Raw genomic sequence first — 16674 nt, forward strand, 5'->3', positions numbered from 1 at the left:
CACGGACACGGGGGCGACGCTCCGCGCCTGCCCCGATGTCGGCCTCGGCGGCCAGCCCCGGCGCTCGCCGTGGACTTTCACGGGCGAGGACGCCGATACTCGAGGGGATGCAACCAGGGGAAGTGCTCGGAGGCCGCTTCGAGATCGTGGGCCGGGCGTGCGCCGGCGGCATGGGGGCGGTCTTCCAGGCGGTCGATCGGCGCTCGGGCGAGGTCGTGGCCGTCAAAGTGTGCCTCGACGAACAGAAATTCGGCGACGAATCGCGCCTCTCTCGCGAGTCCAGGGTGCTCGCAGAGCTCTCCTGCCCAGGTATCGTGCGCTACGTCGCGCACGGGCTCGGCGCCTCGGGCGCGCCGTGGCTCGCCATGGAGTGGCTCGACGGCGAGGACCTCGAGCAGCGGCTCCAGCGCCGGGTGCTCACCGTGGACGAGGCGATCGCGCTCACGGTGGGCGCCGCCGCCGCGCTCGCGGCGGTCCACGCGCGCGGCATCGTTCACCGCGATCTCAAGCCGAGCAACCTGTTCCTGGTGAACGGCGACGCCGCGCGCGTGAAGCTGCTCGACTTCGGCATCGCCGGGATCCCCGACGCCACGCGGCTCACGCGGACGGGCGCCTTCCTCGGGACCCCGGCGTACATGGCGCCAGAGCAGGCCCGGAGCGGGCAGGACGTCGACACGCGCGCCGACGTCTTCGCGCTCGGCTGCGTGCTGTTCGAGTGCCTCACCGGCCAGCCGGCCTTCTGCGGGGCTCACCTGATGGCCGTCCTCGCGAAGATCCTCCTCGACGAGGTGCCGCGGATGAGCTCCCTCTGCCCCGGCGTCCCCCCCGCCCTCGACGCGCTCTGCGCCCGGATGCTCGCCAAGAACCCGGACGACCGCCCCCGCGACGGCGCGGAGATCGCCGCGGCGCTCGAGGCCATGGGCGTCTCGCCGCTGGCGCGCGCGCCGTCGGAGCCGCCGCCTTCGAACCAGCGCCGCCAGTCCTCGCTGACCCACAAGGAGCGGCGCGTGCTCTCGGTGGCGCTGATGGGGCCCGGGCCGCGGCTCGCCGCTTCCCCGGGGCGGGCCGACTCCGAGACGGTGGTCGCCGTCGTGTCGCCGGAGCTGCGCCGGGAGATCGAGGCGCTCGGCGCGTGCCTGGAGCTCCTGGCGGACGGGTCGATCCTGGTGATCCTCCTGGGAGCGGGCGTGGCGACGGATCAGGCAGCGCAGGCGGCCCGCTGCGCGCTCCTGCTCCGCGCCGCCGGCGGGGACAGGCCGGTGGTCCTCACGACCGGCCGCGTGGAGGTCACGGGCGGCCGGCCCGTCGGCGACGTGATCGACCGCGCCGTCCGGATGCTGGCGCAGCCCACGGCGGCGCTCCCGGGCGCGCCGGCGGCAGGACGCGGGACGCCCATCGCGCCCATCGCCATCGACGAGGTGACCGCCGCGCTGCTCGACGCCCGCTTCGAGGTCGTCGAGACCGAGGCGGGCCTGTGGCTCCGGGGAGAAGAGCCGCTCGCCCGCGGCGCGCGCATGCTCCTCGGCAAGCCCACGGCCTGCGTCGGGCGCGACTGGGAGGTGGCCACCCTCGAGGCCCTGCTCGCCGGGTGCATCGAGGAGTCGCGGGCGCGCGCCGTGCTCGTCACCGCGCCGGCGGGGCTCGGCAAGTCGCGCATCGCCTACGAGATCATCCGCCGCGTCCGGCAGCGCGACGAGCCCGTCGCTGTCTGGATCGGCCGCGGCGACCCGCTCCGCAAGGGCGCCCCGTTCGGGATGCTGCGGCAGGCCCTCCAGGGCGCGTGCGGGATCCGCGACCGAGAGCCGATCGAGGCGCGCCGGGAGAAGCTGCTCGCGCGGGTGACCGAGCGCGTCCGCGCGGCCGACGCCCAGCGCGTGGCGGAGTTCCTCGGCGAGCTCCTGGGCACGCCGTTCCCCGACGAGGACAGCGCGCCCCTCCGCGCCGCCCGCAAGGACGCCCCGCTGATGGGCGATCAGATGCGCAGGGCCTGGCTCGATTTCGCCTCGGCCGCGTGCGCCGCGCAGCCGCTCCTCCTCGTGCTGGAGGACCTGCACTGGGGCGACCTGCCCACCGTCCAGTTCATCAACGACGCCCTGCGCCGGCTCGTGGACCAGCCCCTCCTGGTGCTCGCCCTGGCGCGACCCGAGGTGTACACGCTGTTCCCCGGGCTCTGGGCCCACAGGGATCTCCAGGAGCTCCGGCTCAAGGAGCTGAGCTCCCGGGCGGGCGCGCGGCTCGTGCGGCACGTCCTCGGCGACGGGGTGAGCGCCGAGACCGTGGCGCAGCTCGTGGCGCAGGCCGACGGCAACGCGTTTTACCTGGAGGAGCTCATCCGGGCGACGTCCGAGGGGAGCCAGGGCGCGCTTCCGGAGACCGTGCTGGCGATGGTGCAATCCCGGCTGGAGCGCCTCGACAGCGCGGCGCGGCAGGTGCTGCGCGCGGCGAGCATCTTCGGGCGGGTGTTCTGGCGGGGCGCGGTGGAGGCGCTGCTCGGCGGCCCCGGCGGCGTCTCCGGGCTCGCGGATCACCTCGATCGCCTCGAGCGGCTGGAGTGGATCGGCGCGCGCGACGAGGCGAGGTTCGAGGGAGAGCGGGAGCTCGTCTTCCGCCACGCGCTCGTGCGCGAGGCGGCTTACGGGATGCTCACCGACCAGGATCGCGCGCTCGGCCACCGGCTCGCCGGCGAGTGGCTCCAGCGCGCGGCCGAGCCCTCGGCCGCGGTGATCGCGGAGCACTTCGATCGGGGCGGCGAGCCGCTGCGCGCCGCCGCGTTCTACCACCAGGCCGCGGCGCAGGCGCTCGCCGCGAACGACCTCGTCGTGGTGCTCTCGTCGACCGGGCGCGCCATCGAGCTCGGCATCAGCGGCGAGGCGCGCGGCGAGGTCCTCCTGCACCGGGCCGAGGCGCACCACTGGCGCGGCGAGCTCGTCGAGGCCGCGCGCTGGGCGACGATGGCGGTAGAGGAGCTGCCCCGGCGCAGCGCGCCCTGGTACGCCGCCGTGCGCGAGGCCGCGGTCGTGCTGGCCCGGCTGGGGCAGCACGATCGCCTCGCCAGCCTCAGCGGCGATCTCGCGGACGCCTGGACGGGAGAGGGCGCGACGGGCGCGCTCCTGGCGGCGTCCGCGGGGACGGCGCTCTACCTGACGATCAGCGGCCTCTACGCGCACGCCACGCCGCTCCAGGCGCTCATCGACGCCGCGGCCGAGCGCTTCTGCGACGACCCGGCCGTGAGCGGGGTCGTCCTCCGCGAGCGCGCCTGGCGCGAGCTGTACGCGGGCCGGCACGGCTCGAGCCGGGCGCTGCTCGCGCGCTCGATCGCGTCCCACGAGCGCGCGGGGAACCTGCGCCTGGCCTGCTTCTGCCGGCTCGATCTCGGCTTCGAGGAGCACCAGCTCGGCGCGTACGCCGAGGCGGAGACCATCCTCCGCGCCGCGCTCGCGGACGCCGAGCGCATGGGCCTCGACGGCTGCATGGCGGTCGCGTGGAGCACCCTCGGCGCGCCCCTCTGCCGCCTGGGCGCGCTCGACGAGGCGCGCGAGGCCCTGACGAAGGCCATCGCGTTCCTGGAGGCGCAGGGGGATCGCCGGCTCGCTGGCGCGTCGCGCACCTACCTCGCCGGGTGCCTGATGCGCGCGGGCGATCTCGCGGGCGCCGAGGCCGAGGCCCGGCGCGCCGTGGCGCAGCTGGAGAGGATAGGTCCGCTCGCCGTGCTGGCGCGGGCGACGCTTTCGGCCGTCCTGCTCGCGCGCGGCGAGACCTCCGAGGCGCTCGCCGAGGCGCGCGCGGCGGTCGCGTTGCTCGATCGGCTGGGCATGGTCGAGGAGGGCGAGGCGTTCGCCCGCCTGGTCCACGCCGAGGCGCTGTTCGCGGCGGGCGACCTCCCGGCGGCCCGGACCGCCATCGCGCACGCCCGGACGAGGCTCCTCGACGTCGCCGCCCAGCTCGACGACGCCGCGCGGCGCGCGCAGTTCCTCCAGCGCGTCGAGGAGAACGCGCGCACGCTCGAGCTAGCGCGCGCGTGGATCGACGAGCGGGGCTCCGCAGGACGAGGGGCCTAGCGCCGCCCCGCGGGGGCGAAGCTCGCCGGCGAGGAACTCGGCCTGCCGGCGAGCATTCTCCGCGTGCGCCGGGCCTACATAGAGGTCGAAGTGGCCGCAGTCGTACCCGGCCAGCTCGCTGCGGTCCCGCAGCCGCGCGTGCGCCTCCTCGACGTACGCGCGCGGAACCATGTCGTCGCGATGCGCCGCGACGAAGAGCACCGAGCACCTCACCTTGTCGAGCTCGTTCATCGGGACGCACTCGTCGAGGGTCGCCAGGCCGCGCGCCAGCATCCGGTTCTCCCACCCGCCGAGAGGCGGCCTGGGGAGCAGTCGCCAGAAATCCGAGCCGAGCGGCCCCTCCAGTCCGGCCGCGCTCGGGTTCTCCACGCTCGTCGCGAACGCCCACTCGCCGGGGCGTCCGAAGAGCGGCACATACACGGGCGGGAAGACGCCCAGCATGTCGAGCGTCGCAAGGAACACGAAGCGCGCCATCGAGAGGCCGCGCGGCTCGAGCCGCGGCGGCGTCTTCAGGTACGGACACTGGGCCACCACCGCGCGGACGTCGTCACGGCGCGCGGCGGCCACCAGCGCGGTGCCGCCCGAGAAGCTCGAGCCCCACAGGGCGATTCGCGACGAGTCCACCGACGCGCCGAGGTCGCGCTGCACGAAGGCGATCGCCGCTTCGTAGTCCTCGCGGTGCCGGGGCGGCGCGACCCAGTGCCGCGGCAGGCCTTCGGACCCACCGAAACAACGGTAGTCGAAGGCCAGCACCGCGAGCCCGCGCTCCACGAAGACCCACGCAAACTCCTCGAGGAAGCCGTCCTTGGTGCCGCCGAGGCCAGGCGCCATCAGCACCACCGGCGGCGCACGCGCGTCGTCCGGCAGAAACAGCCAGCCTTCGAGCTTCGTGCCGTCGACGGCCGGGAAGTGGACGGTGCGGACGACGCCGCCACGGCCTCGTTGCTGCGGGCGCCCAGGCGACTTCACCCACGGAAACCGCGAGCGCCTCCAGAGCACGCCCCAGACCACGGCGAGCAGCGCCAGCGCGACAGGCAACCCGATCATCGACGACCTCCCTTTGGCCGGAGCTCACGCCGCGCCTTGTCGACCCAGGCCAGCTCGGCGTCGCACCAGGCGAGCCCGTGCTCGATGGAGAGCCGCCACAACGTCGCCTCGCGCTTCGAGCGGGCGAGCGAGAAGATCTCCTTCATCGAGAGGCGCGCGGTGTACTCGGCGCGCGTGGCGGCGAGCGAGTCCCCGTACTTCGCGAGCACGTCGTCGAGGACCCGCGGCGGGAGCTCGGCCGCGAGGACGAACTTGAGGAGCAGGGGGTGTCGCAGGTGCAGGGGCTCGACGGGCGCCCGCAGCCACGCGTCGAGCTCGACCATCCCGCGCTTCGAGAGCGAGTAGACCAGCCGGTCGGGCTTCCCCTCGCCCGGCTCGCGCTCGCTCACCACGAGCCCGTCTTTCTCGAGCGCGTGAAGCTCCCGGTAGATCTGGCTCTGCGTGACGCTCCAGAACGCCCCGACGGATCCCTCGAACCGCTTCCGCAGCATGTACCCGCTCGTCGGCTCGAGCCGCAGAAAGCCGAGGATGGCCGCTCTTAGTGACACGCGAGCCATAGGATACACGTGTCATATGATTCCTGTCAAGGTCATCTCTCCTCGGGGATGTCCCTGAGGTGAAGCCCCGCCAGATCCCTCACGTTGCTGGGACTCTCAGCGAGAAATTGAGCAGGGAGACGGGGAGGCGGGGAGACGGGGAGGCGGGGAGACGGGGAGACGGGTGGGATTCAACCCCCCGCCTCCCTGGGAATCTTCCCGAAACTCTTTGTCGCTCTTCAGGACTGCTCCCGCCGCTCAGGCCGGCGAGATTGGCAGTTCCTTCGGAGAGCTCGCGGCCGCCGCGCCCTGGGCCGGCGCCGGCAGGCTCGGCCCGTCGAGCAGGGCGCCGACCGCCGCGAGCGCCGCAAGGAGGACCGCCGCCCCCGCCCACAGCGGGCCCGCGGCCATGGCCGGCGACGCGTAGAGGTACGCGATCGCGCCGAGCAGCGCCGCGAGGAAGAGCGCCGCGGCGAGCGCGCGCGCCCGGCGGGGGCGCGCCACGTCGTGCAGGACGTAATCCGGGTCGGTGCGCAGCGGGCCGCCGTCGGGCGGAGTCGCGGTGGACCGCCACTCCGGCGGCCGGAGCCAGACGAGCAGCTTGCCGGAGAGGCGCGGCTCCGCCGCCGCCATGCGCGCAAGCCTCCGCCACGGGTCGACGTTGGCGCGCAGCGCGCTGAAGCTGGCCAGCGGCTGGACCACGCCGTACCGCGGGGGCGCCCCCTCGGCGCAGAAGGTGCCGAACAGCCGATCCCAGACGATGAGCACGCCGCCGTGGTTCCTGTCGAGATACGCGGAGTCGACGCCGTGGTGCACGCGGTGATGAGATGGCGTGTTCAACACCCACTCCAGCGGACCGAGGCGGCCGACGAGCTGCGTGTGAATCCAGAACTGATAGAGGATGTTCAGCGTATACGTCGTGACGACCATCCCCGGCGGGAAGCCGAGCACGGCGAGCGGCCAGAAGAACGGCCAGTACAAGGCCCGCTGGAGCCAGCTCTGGCGCAGCGCGACCGAGAGGTTGTAGTCCTCGCTCTGGTGGTGGACCGCGTGCGCGGCCCACATGAAGTTCACCCGATGGCTCGCGCGGTGCGCCCAGTAGTAGCAGAAGTCGACCGCGACGAAGCAGGCCGCCCAGCTCCACAAGGCGCCGTCCGGCAGCCGCGCGAGCGCGGCGCGCTCGAACAGGAAGAGATGGACGAGGACTCCGCCGCTCACGACGGAGACGATGACCTGCTGCCCGACCCCGCACGAGAGGTTGGCGAGCGCGTCGGAGAAGCGGTAGTCGCGGCGCCCGCCGCGGCGACAGAGCCAGAGCTCGACGCCGATGAGCGCGAAGAAGGCCGGCACCGCGAACAGGATCAAGCTCGGCGACATCCCCCGTCCTCCATGGAGCCGCCGCGCGGCGGCTCGGCTCACGCCGGCCCAGTCTAGCCTGGAACGCCCCCGGCGCGCCCGGAGACGCACCACGCGAGAGGCGCCACACCAGCCGACCTCTTCCCTGTTGACGCTGAACCGTTTAAGTGGTCTGCCACGAGCCACGCCGGCGCGCGAGCGACCACCTGGAGCGGAGATTTGTATCGTCGCGGAATCAGGGGGAGCTCACCGGTGCCGCCGGCGATGCCACCCCGCGACGGTGGCGCAGCAGCCCGGCAGCTCCCTGCGAACCGGACGCGCGCTCCGGGCGGCAGGGCTCGGCGATCCGTGAGGAACGACACTCGAACCACATAAGGAACCGACCATGAAGAAGACGTTCTTGCTCGCTTTGGGTTTGCTCTCCCTCGCCGCGTGCTCCTCCTCCGACCCGGCGGACCCCGCGCCCTCCGGCGGCACGGGCGGGTCCGGCACCACCGGCGGCGGCGGAAGCGGCGCCACCGGCGGGAGCGACGCCACCGGCGGCGGCGGAAGCGGCGCCACCGGCGGGAGCGACGCCACCGGCGGCGGCGGGGACGGAACCGGCGGCGGCCAGGAGCTCGACTGCGCCCAGCAACCGGAAAAGTGCTACGTCCGCGCCGAAGGTAGTAAGCTCACGCTCGACGGGAAACCGTACAGGTATATGGGCACGAACTTCTGGTCGGCTCCCTACATCAGCCGCGAGCGCCTGCGCACCGAGCTCGACATCCTCGAGGCCCACGGCGCCCTGAACCTCAGGATCATGGCGCTCAGCGAGGGCGACATCCCCGCGGCGCAGCAGAACGATCAGGTGTACGGCCCACAACGGATCTTTCCAGCATCGTCCGACAAACCGTGCGCCGATGCGCAGCTCGAGGCGTTCGCCGACAACCTGGTGACGGTGCTCGACGAGATGCACAGCCGCGGGATGAAGGCGGTGATGACCCTGAACGACTTCTGGCACTGGTCCGGCGGTATGCCCCAGTACATGAAGTGGGCTCACGAGCAGCCGACCCTCTCCTGCGGAGAGGACTTCAGCGCGTACCAGGTCGGCCTGACGCACCCCACGACGGGCGCTGCCCTGCTCGCGGCGGACCACCACGTGCCGTTCGCCGGCTCGATCCGGTTCCAGGAGGGCACAGGCCAGGACTGCCAGGCCGTGGCCATCGGCGAGTGGGCCATCCCTCACTCGGGCACGCTCGATCCGAACACGAACCCGTGGCCCGACCAGATGGATCTCTCGTCGCTGTTCTTCTGCAACAAGAAGGCCCAGGAGTTCTACTTCAGCCGGGCCAAGGTCCTGATCGAGAAGCTCAAGGACCATCCGGGGATCATGGCGTGGCAGCTCGGGAACGAGCCGCGATCGTTCAAGGGCTGGGGCCCGCTCTTCAAGCTCTGGGTCGAGAGGAACGCGAAGTTCATCAAGGACATCGACCCGAACCACCTCGTCTCCATCGGCTCGGAGGGCGACCTGTCCTATAACTGGGGCGACTACGCCAACAGCGATTACAGGGCGTTCCACGACGTGCCCGGCATCGATTACCTCACCTTCCACGTGTGGCCCGAGAACTGGGAGTGGTACGACCCGTCGCTGCCGATGGACAGCGCCGCCGACAAGGGGCTCCTGGCCGCCATCACCAAGAGCAACGGGTACATCGACGCGCAGCTCGCGCACGCCAGGGCGCTTGACAAGCCGATCGTCGTGGAGGAGTTCGGGCTCGCCCGGGACGACAAGTCCGAGCCGGTCTCGTCGCCCGTCGCCAAGCGGAACGAGTATTACGCTTCCATGTTCGACGCCGTCGTCGAGAACCCGGAGCTCGCCGGCGTCAACTTCTGGGCCTGGGCCGGGATCGGGAGGCCGTCGGACGACGGCAACGACTACTGGCTCCTCGGGAACGACTACATCGGCGATCCGCCCCATGAGCTCCAGGGGTGGTACTCGGTGTACGATGACGACACGGAAACCTTGAATCTTATCATGAGCTACGCCGACCAGCTCAACTCGACGCAGTAGCGCCGGCGGCCATAACAGAGCCCCTATTCCATTCATCTCACGCGGAGGTCACCTTGATTCGTCGCTCCACCTTTCTCATGGCGTTGTTCTCGCTCGCGTTCTCGGCCGGCTGCTCGAAGCCGGAGTCTGAAGGCGGCGCGAGCGCGAACAAGCCCGAGGCAACAGCCGCCAAGGGTGCGGAAACCAAGGGTCCGGAGAAGAAGAAAGACAAGATCACGATCGGCTTCTCCATGGATACCCTCAAGGAGGAGCGGTGGCAGCGCGACCGCGACCTGTTCAAGGCGAAGGCCGAGACGCTCGGCGCCCAGGTGCTCGTGCAGTCCGCGAACGGCGACGACGCCCTCCAGAACTCGCAGGCGGAGAACCTGCTCACGCAGGGCGTCGACGTGCTCGTGGTCGTGCCCCACAACGCCAAGACGACGGCCACCATCGTCGAGTCGGCGCACAAGCAGGGCGTGCCCGTCATCGCGTACGACCGGCTGATCCTCGACTCCGACGTGGACCTCTACGTGTCCTTCGACAACGTCAAGGTGGGCGAGCTCCAGGCCGAGGCCCTCGTGAAGAAGTTCCCGAAGGGGAACTACATCCTCATCGGCGGCTCCCCGACCGACAACAACGCGAAGCTCTTCCGTGAAGGGCAGATGAACATCCTGAAGCCGCTCATCGACAAGGGCGACGTCAAGACGGTGGCGGACCAGTGGGCCAAGGACTGGCAGCCGGTCGAGGGGCTCAAGATCACCGAGAACGCCCTCACCAAGAACAACAACAACGTCACGGCGGTCGTCGCGTCGAACGACGGGCTCGCGGGCGCGGCCGTCCAGGCCCTCGGCGAGCAGAAGCTCGCCGGCAAGGTCGGCGTCTCGGGCCAGGACGCCGAGCTCGCCGCCTGCCAGCGGATCGCGGCCGGCACCCAGAGCATGACCGTCTACAAGCCGCTCAAGCTGCTCGCCGAGAAGGCCGCCGAGCTCGCCGTCAAGCTGGCGAAAAAGGAGCCCGTCGGCGAGAAGACGCAGACGGTCAACAACGGCAAGAAGGACGTCCAGAGCGTGCTCATCACGCCGGTCGCCGTGGACAAGGACAACCTCGCCTCGACGGTGATCGCGGACGGCTTCCACAAGGTCGAGGACGTCTACAAGGACCTCCCCAAGGACCAGTGGCCGGCCAAGTAGGCCCCTAGCTGGACATCCAGGGCCCGGCGAGCGCCCCGGCCGCCGCGAGGCGACCAGCCGCCGGGTCAGGTCCGCCCCTCCCCCATCTGCGCCCGTCTCGACGGCCGCGATCCTCAATGAGGCTCTTCGCCCGGAGAGCCACCGGCACGGCACATCCCCTCTCGACCACGGGCCTTGGGCGGCGGATCGTCCGAGGCGACCCCGCTCCGCACGGCGGAACGCGGCGCGGCTCCGGGGGCCTTTCGATCAGGGCGATCCTCCGTGATCCAGGGGCTCCTCGAATCCGGAGCTTCCTGCGTGGATCGGAGCCGTGCGCTGGTCATGATGCTGCGCCCTCGCAGCGCCGCGCGAGGCAAGGAGACGCGATGTCCTCCATGAAGCGACGAGAGCCACGGAAGGACGGTCCGACCGCGACGGGGTCACGGGGCTCCGGCGAGGTGGCGCGGTGAAGGCGGCCGTGGCGACGTGTCCGGCCGCCCCTGGCTCGGCCCCGACCCTCTCCGGCGCCGCGATCCCGAGGTACACGCGCCCGTTGCTCATCCCAGGGGTCATGCCCCTGGCCACGGGGCTCGGCGCGGGCAGCGCGGGCCGCGATGCCTACGAGATCGCCGTCCGGCAGATCGAGCAACACATCCTGCCACCCGAGCTGGGTTTGCCCCCGACGACCGTCTGGAGCTACGGCTCCGTCCATCATCCGGAGACGTTCGCCTATCCGGCGTTCACCGTCGAGGCGAGGTACCGCAGGCCGGTGCGGGTGAAGTGGATCAACGATCTCAGGGACCCAGCGACCGGCCGCTTCCTGCCTCATTTGCTCCCCGTCGACCCCACCCTGCACTGGGCCAACCCGCCCGGCGGGGCGCAGGGCCGCGACAGCCGGCCCGCGTTCCCTGGCGATTGCCCGCCAGAGCCGTACCGGGGCCCGGTGCCGATCGTCACGCACCTCCACGGGATGGCCAGGATGGGGCAAGAGAGCGACGGTTATCCCGAGGCCTGGTATCTCCCCGCGGCGACCGACATCCCCGAGGGGTACGCGGCGACGGGCACCTTCTACGACTACTTCCAGCGCACGTCGCCGCTCGGGGACCTGTGGGAGCCGGGCGCGGCCGTGTTCCAGTACCCGAACGACCAGCGGGCCACGACGCTCTGGTACCACGACCACACGCTCGGCATCACCCGGCTCAACGTCTACGCGGGGCCGGCCGGCTTCTACCTGCTCCGCGGCGGGCCGGACGATCTGCCGCAGGGCGTCCTGCCCGGACCAGCCCCGCGACCGGGAGACCGCCCAGGGGCGAGGGTGTACGAGATCCCGCTGTTGATCCAGGACCGCTCCTTCAACGACGACGGGTCGCTCTTCTATCCAGCGTCGCGCGGGCTCGCCCCCGAGCTCGCGGACATCTACATCCCGAAGGGCGATATCCCGCCGATCTGGGTCCCGGAGCTCTTCGGCGACGTCATCGTCGTCAACGGCCAGGCATGGCCCTATCTCGAGGTCGAGCAGCGGCGGTACCGCTTCCGCATCCTGAACGGCAGCGGCTCGCGGTTCTTCATCCTGAAGATGGATAACGGCCTCCCGTTCTGGCAGATCGGCTCGGACGGCGGACTCCTCCCTTCCCCCGTGGAGCGCGGAACCCTCCTGCTCGCTCCGGCCGAGCGCGCGGACGTGATCGTGGACTTCAGCGGGGTCCGCGCCGGCGCCGAGCTCGTCCTCCTCAACCTCGGTCCGGACGCGCCGTTCACCGGCGGCCCGCAGACCGCCGCCGATCCGGCGACGACAGGGCAGGTGATGCAGTTCCGCGTCGTGCCGGCGACCGGCGCGGACTCGAGCACGCCGCCGCACCGGCTCGCGCTGCCGCCGCTCGCCCCGCTCGGAGAAGCGGCGCTCGTGCGCCAGGTGTCCCTGAACGACCTGAGCTCCGCGATCCGGCCCGACGCCGGCCTGAGCGTGGCCGCGCTGGGCACGCTGGAGCCTCCTCCGGGCTCCCGCACGGCGAGGCCGCTCTTCTGGCACGATCCCATCACCGAGAACCCGGCCCTGGGATCGACCGAGGTGTGGGAGATCTACAACTTCACCGTGGACGCGCACCCGATCCACGTCCACGAGGTCCATTTCGCGATCGTCGATCGCCAGCCGTTCGACGGCGCCCCGCGCCCGCCGGAGGCCGGGGAGGAGGGCCGCAAGGACACCGTCGTCGCGCTGCCGTTCGAGATCACGCGCATCAAGATGGTGTTCGAGAGCCCTGGCCGGTTCGTGTGGCACTGCCACATCCTCGAGCACGAAGACAACGAGATGATGCGGCCTTACCAGATCGGTCACACGCCGCCCGGGATCCCGACGCGCTGATCCCGCCCCGCCTCACGCCGCGCGACGTCGCGCGGCCCCGCGCACGCCTCGCGCGGCGGCGCAGGTCCTGCGAGCGCCCGGCCTGGTCCCGGCGCCGTGCCCGCCTCATCAGCCCGCCGAAGGCTCCGCGAGGTCCAGGATCCGGCCGCTCCCCGAGGTGCGCTGCTGGAGCAGGCTCGTCAGCCATGCGGTCTGCTTCTTGCTGCGCACAGGGTCACGCGAGCACGTCGCCCCATCCGAGGAGACCATGAGCGCCCCGTCGGTCCTGCCTGAATCCGATCCCGCACGCCCGGTCCGCGAGCTCATCGATGCAGCGTTTCCTGCGGCGCGCGTCGAGGAGATCACCCTCCTCGGACCCGACAACCCCTCGGGCCACGACCAGACCGAGAAGGCCGCCGGCTACGGCGTACCCCGCCGGATCACGGTGGTGAGGCCCGATGGCTCCAGGCAGAAGCTGGTCCTGCACACGTCCACCGCGGACGCGTTCGGCCACGACAGGCGGGCGGATCGCGCGGCGGAGGCGCTGCTCGCCTTCGACACCTTCGGGTCGATCCCGGCGCACGTCGAGGTCGTGGACGTCGGCTCGCTGACGCGCGACGGTCACTTCCTGTCCCTGCGGGATGCGGGCGAGTTCTATCTCCTGACCACGTACGCGGAGGGAGACGTCTACGCCGCGGATCTGCGCCGGATCGCGAAGGAGCGGCGCGCGGGCCCCGAGGATCTCGCGCGCTGCGAGGCGCTCGCCAGGTACCTCATCGCCCTCCACGGCGCGAAGGGCGCGCAGCCGGGCAGCTACCGCCGCGCGGTGCGCGATCTCGTGGGCCACGGTGAAGGCATCTTCGGCATCATCGACGGCTATCCGGACGACGTGCCCGGCGCGCCGCCCGAGCGGCTCCAGGCGATCGAGCAGCGCTGCGTGGCGTGGCGATGGAAGCTCCGCGGCATGGACCGCCGGCTCGCTCGCACGCACGGGGACTTCCACCCGTTCAACATCGTGTTCGACGAGGCGTCGCGGCTCACGCTGCTCGACACGAGCCGCGGATCCCAGGGCGATCCCGCGGACGACGTCACCTGCCTCGCCATCAATTACGTCTTCTTCGCGCTGGACGCGCCTGGCGCGTGGGAGGGCGGCTTCCGCGCGCTGTGGCGGCGGCTCTGGGAGGTCTACCTCGGCTGGAGCGGCTCCGCGGGGCTTCTCGACGTGGCGGCGCCGTTCCTCGCGTGGCGCGCGCTCGTGCTGGCCAACCCCGGGTGGTACCCCGCGGTCACGGCGCGGGCGAGGGACGCGCTGCTCTCCTTGGTGGAGCACGCCCTCGACGCCCCGCGCTTCGATCCGGACGACGCCGAGGGGCTCTTCGCGTGAGCGGCGGGGTCGTCTGGATCACGGGGCTCCCGTCGTCGGGCAAATCCACGCTGGCCGCGCGGGCGCACCGGGCGCTGCTCGGCGAGGGGCGGGCGAGCTGCCTCCTCGACGGGGACGAGGTGCGCGACGCCCTGGTCCCGCGGCCCGGTTACGACCCGCGCGCTCGCGACGATTTCTACGAGACGCTCGCGCGCCTCGCGGCGCTGCTCGCGCGCCAGGGGCCGATCGTGATCGTCGCGGCGACGGCGCACCGCCGCGCCTACCGGGAGCGCGCCCGCGCGCTCGCGCCGCGGCTCATCGAGGTCTACGTGGACGTCGCTCCGGCGACCTGCAGGGAGCGCGACCCGAAGGGGCTCTACCACGCGGCCGGCGCCGGGGAGATCGGCGCGCTCCCGGGCGCGGGCGCCGACTACGAGGCGCCGCTCGCGCCGGAGGTCGTCGCGCGCGGCGGCGAGGACGAGGCGGCGCTCGCGGCGCTCCTCGAGCGCGCGAGATCCTGGTCCGCCTCGGCGGGGGCGGGGCCGTGGTAGACACGGTAATCGTGCCCGCGCAGGAGACGCTCTTCGACGAGATCAAGCGGTACGTCCGCTTCAGCGAGCAGGACGAGCGCTGGCTCGCCGTGCTCCGCGCGCACGCGGAGCCGCACTTCCCCCGCATCGCCGACGAGTTCTACGATCGCATCCGCGAGCACGAGGGCGCGCACGACGTCTTCACCGGCGAGGAGCAGGTGGAGCGGCTCAAGCGATCGCTCGTCCGCTGGATGACGCGCATCTGCACGGGGCCCTACGACGGCGCGTACTTCGACGAGAGCGCGAAGATCGGGCGGATCCACGTCCGGGTGGGCCTCCCCCAGCGGTACATGTTCACGGCGATGACGCTCATCCGGCTCGCGTTCCACGAGATCGCCCAGGGCGCGCTCGGCGCGGAGGTGATCCCGGTCAGGGCGGCGGTGAGCAAGGTGCTCGATCTCGAGCTCGCCATCATGCTCGAGACGTACCGCGACGATTTCCTCGCGCGCGCGCAGCGCACCGAGCGCCTGGACCGCGAGGAGGTCGGCCGCACGCTCGCGCGCACGGAGCACCGGTACAAGAGCGCGGTCGAGCTGGCCCGCGTCCTCGTCGTGGGCCTCGACGCGCAGGCGATCGTGCGGCTCTTCAACCGGGAAGCGGAGCGGATCACGGGGCTCGCGCGCGAGGACGTGCTCGGGGTGCCGTTCGTCGAGGCGCTCCTCCCCGAGGAGATCCGCGCGGATCACGGCGCGCTCGTGGAGGACGTCGCCGCGGGCCGCCGCCCCAGCGTCGATCTGCTGGAGAGCATCGTGCGCACGCGCGCCGGCAAGATCCGCGATCTGCGCTGGCAGCTCGCGTACGCGCCTTCCGCGGCCGACGACGAGGTGGTGCTGTTCGCGATCGGGCAGGACACGACCGACGAGAACGCGCTCGCCGCGCGCGTGCGCCAGAGCGAGAAGCTCGCCGCGGTGGGGACCCTCGCGGCCGGCCTCGCGCACGAGATCAGGAACCCGCTGAACGGCGCGCAGCTCCACGTGACCTTCCTCGAGCGGGGGCTCGCGCGCGCCGGCCTGAAGGACCCGGACACGCTGGAGGCGATCCAGGTCGTCCGCGACGAGATCCGCCGCCTCTCGGCGCTCGTCAGCGAGTTCCTGGACTTCGCCCGGCCGAAGCCGCTGGACCTCCGGCCGACGCCCGTCGTCCCGCTCTGCGAGCGGGCGGCGCGCGTCGCGGCGTCGTCGGACGGCGCCGGCGCGCAGGCCGCGGTGAAGGTCGACTTGCCCTCGACCGACATCATGCTCGACCTCGATCCCGCGAAGATCGAGCAGGTCCTGCTGAACCTGCTCCGCAACGCGATCGAGGCGGTGGACGCGGCCGGAGGCGGCACGGTCACCCTCCGCGCGCGGCGGCAGCCGCGCCACGCCGTCGTCGAGGTGGAGGACGACGGCCCCGGGATCGCGAGCCCGGACGCGCCGATCTTCGATCCGTTCTTCTCGACGAAGCCGAACGGCACCGGGCTCGGGCTGGCGATCGCGCACCGCATCGTCACCGATCACGAGGGGACCATCGAGTTCCAGAGCCGCCCGGGGAAGACGCTCTTCCGCGTGACGCTCCCGCTGCGCCGCTCCGGCTGACCTCCGCCGCTCTCCTGGCCGCGCGCGACCGCGGCTCTGGGGCTGGCACGCAACTTGGTAGGGATCCGGGCGTGGAACCGCGCAGCACCGAACAACCGCTGATCCTGCTCGTGGACGACGACGTGCAGAGCGCTCGCCTCCTCGAGCGCCTGCTCGAAGAGGACGGCTTCCGGGTGGAGCTGGCCACCAACGGCGCGCTCGCCATCGCGCGGCTGGCCCGCCGTCCGATGCCGGACATCCTCGTGACCGATTTCCGGATGCCCCACGCCGATGGAATCGCTGTCGCGCGCTACGCGAGATCGCTCCGGCCGGATCTCCCGCTGTTCTTCTTCACCGGGTATCCCGACCTCGTGGCGCGCCTCGGGCGAGGGCTGGAGCCCGCGGCGGTTGTGCACACGAAGCCGATCGACTACATCGCCCTGAGCGACGAGCTCCGCGCCACCGCGGACGCGGCGCTCTCCGACGCCTCGCGCGCGACGCGGCCGAGCTCCCCCTTCCCTTCCCCGGCCTGAGCAGGGGCGCGCCAGGCCTGGCGAACGGCTTGCGCCGGGGTGCAACGGCTGCGGGGCCCGCCGCCTGCCCCGGCGCGGCCCTCCCGCCGGCCCCCCTCG

Annotated in this window: 12 protein-coding genes; 8 read left to right on the forward strand and 4 right to left on the reverse strand. The window is 72.1% G+C overall.

What is annotated here, in order from left to right; all coding sequences use genetic code 11:
* Nucleotides 1-107 precede the first annotated feature (107 nt).
* Nucleotides 108-4058, forward strand: coding sequence for a serine/threonine-protein kinase (locus WMF34_RS30920; RefSeq protein WP_437990050.1), 3951 nt, complete (start codon nucleotides 108-110; stop codon nucleotides 4056-4058).
* On the opposite strand, the gene WMF34_RS30925 is transcribed toward WMF34_RS30920, so the two are convergent.
* The 3 genes from WMF34_RS30925 to WMF34_RS30935 form a co-directional block, all read right to left on the reverse strand.
* Nucleotides 4008-5105, reverse strand: coding sequence for an alpha/beta hydrolase (locus tag WMF34_RS30925; RefSeq protein WP_012238633.1), 1098 nt, complete (start codon nucleotides 5103-5105; stop codon nucleotides 4008-4010). The two genes, WMF34_RS30920 and WMF34_RS30925, sit on opposite strands and share 51 nt — an antisense overlap.
* Entirely contained in the window at nucleotides 5102-5653 is a 552-nt protein-coding gene (locus tag WMF34_RS30930; RefSeq protein ID WP_437990051.1) for a PadR family transcriptional regulator, read from the reverse strand. Before WMF34_RS30930 ends, WMF34_RS30925 begins: the two co-directional genes overlap by 4 nt.
* A gap of 246 nt (nucleotides 5654-5899) precedes the next feature.
* Complete coding sequence (locus WMF34_RS30935; RefSeq protein ID WP_437990052.1) at nucleotides 5900-7018, reverse strand: sterol desaturase family protein; 1119 nt, start codon at nucleotides 7016-7018, stop codon at nucleotides 5900-5902.
* 364 nt (nucleotides 7019-7382) lie between these two features.
* Between WMF34_RS30935 and WMF34_RS30940 the strand changes: the two genes are divergently transcribed.
* The 3 genes from WMF34_RS30940 (at nucleotide 7383) to WMF34_RS30950 (ending at nucleotide 12557) form a co-directional block, all read left to right on the forward strand.
* Nucleotides 7383-9047 (forward strand): glycoside hydrolase 5 family protein, encoded by a 1665-nt coding sequence (locus WMF34_RS30940; RefSeq protein WP_437990053.1) that lies wholly within the window; start codon nucleotides 7383-7385, stop codon nucleotides 9045-9047.
* Nucleotides 9048-9124: 77 nt separating this feature from the next.
* Nucleotides 9125-10216 carry a D-xylose ABC transporter substrate-binding protein gene (gene xylF, locus WMF34_RS30945; RefSeq protein WP_012238637.1) on the forward strand — a complete coding sequence of 364 codons (1092 nt, stop codon included), beginning with the start codon at nucleotides 9125-9127 and terminating at the stop codon, nucleotides 10214-10216.
* Between the two features lie 457 nt (nucleotides 10217-10673).
* Entirely contained in the window at nucleotides 10674-12557 is a 1884-nt protein-coding gene (locus WMF34_RS30950; RefSeq protein ID WP_437990054.1) for a multicopper oxidase family protein, read from the forward strand.
* Between the two features lie 108 nt (nucleotides 12558-12665).
* Here the strand turns inward: WMF34_RS30950 and WMF34_RS30955 are convergent, their stop codons facing one another.
* Nucleotides 12666-12806: a hypothetical protein gene (locus WMF34_RS30955; protein ID WP_437990055.1), complete on the reverse strand. Its 141-nt coding sequence runs from the start codon at nucleotides 12804-12806 to the stop codon at nucleotides 12666-12668.
* On the opposite strand from WMF34_RS30955, the gene WMF34_RS30960 reads away from it, so the two are divergent.
* The 4 genes from WMF34_RS30960 (at nucleotide 12805) to WMF34_RS30975 (ending at nucleotide 16575) form a co-directional block, all read left to right on the forward strand.
* The gene (locus WMF34_RS30960) at nucleotides 12805-13920 is read left to right on the forward strand and encodes a phosphotransferase (protein WP_012238639.1); all 1116 of its coding nucleotides are present in this window, start codon (nucleotides 12805-12807) and stop codon (nucleotides 13918-13920) included. The two genes, WMF34_RS30955 and WMF34_RS30960, sit on opposite strands and share 2 nt — an antisense overlap.
* Nucleotides 13917-14450: an adenylyl-sulfate kinase gene (locus WMF34_RS30965; RefSeq protein WP_012238640.1), complete on the forward strand. Its 534-nt coding sequence runs from the start codon at nucleotides 13917-13919 to the stop codon at nucleotides 14448-14450. Before WMF34_RS30960 ends, WMF34_RS30965 begins: the two co-directional genes overlap by 4 nt.
* The gene (locus tag WMF34_RS30970) at nucleotides 14444-16063 is read left to right on the forward strand and encodes a protoglobin domain-containing protein (protein ID WP_012238641.1); all 1620 of its coding nucleotides are present in this window, start codon (nucleotides 14444-14446) and stop codon (nucleotides 16061-16063) included. The genes WMF34_RS30965 and WMF34_RS30970 overlap by 7 nt, the downstream gene beginning before the upstream one ends.
* A gap of 71 nt (nucleotides 16064-16134) precedes the next feature.
* Nucleotides 16135-16575 (forward strand): response regulator, encoded by a 441-nt coding sequence (locus WMF34_RS30975; RefSeq protein WP_012238642.1) that lies wholly within the window; start codon nucleotides 16135-16137, stop codon nucleotides 16573-16575.
* The last annotated feature ends 99 nt before the right edge of the window (nucleotides 16576-16674 follow it).

The organism is Sorangium sp. So ce145 (assembly GCF_051525985.1).
GTDB classification, from domain to species: Bacteria; Myxococcota_A; Polyangia; order Polyangiales; family Polyangiaceae; genus Sorangium; species Sorangium cellulosum_B.

What these genes read in the sequence shown, in the direction of transcription:
- WMF34_RS30920 (WP_437990050.1), top strand. Translation starts at nt 108, where the DNA reads ATGCAACCAGGGGAAGTGCTCGGAGGCCGCTTCGAGATCGTGGGCCGG.
- WMF34_RS30935 (WP_437990052.1), bottom strand. Translation starts at nt 7,018, where the DNA reads ATGTCGCCGAGCTTGATCCTGTTCGCGGTGCCGGCCTTCTTCGCGCTC.
- WMF34_RS30925 (WP_012238633.1), bottom strand. Translation starts at nt 5,105, where the DNA reads ATGATCGGGTTGCCTGTCGCGCTGGCGCTGCTCGCCGTGGTCTGGGGC.
- WMF34_RS30960 (WP_012238639.1), top strand. Translation starts at nt 12,805, where the DNA reads ATGAGCGCCCCGTCGGTCCTGCCTGAATCCGATCCCGCACGCCCGGTC.
- xylF (WP_012238637.1), top strand. Translation starts at nt 9,125, where the DNA reads ATGGCGTTGTTCTCGCTCGCGTTCTCGGCCGGCTGCTCGAAGCCGGAG.
- WMF34_RS30955 (WP_437990055.1), bottom strand. Translation starts at nt 12,806, where the DNA reads ATGGTCTCCTCGGATGGGGCGACGTGCTCGCGTGACCCTGTGCGCAGC.
- WMF34_RS30940 (WP_437990053.1), top strand. Translation starts at nt 7,383, where the DNA reads ATGAAGAAGACGTTCTTGCTCGCTTTGGGTTTGCTCTCCCTCGCCGCG.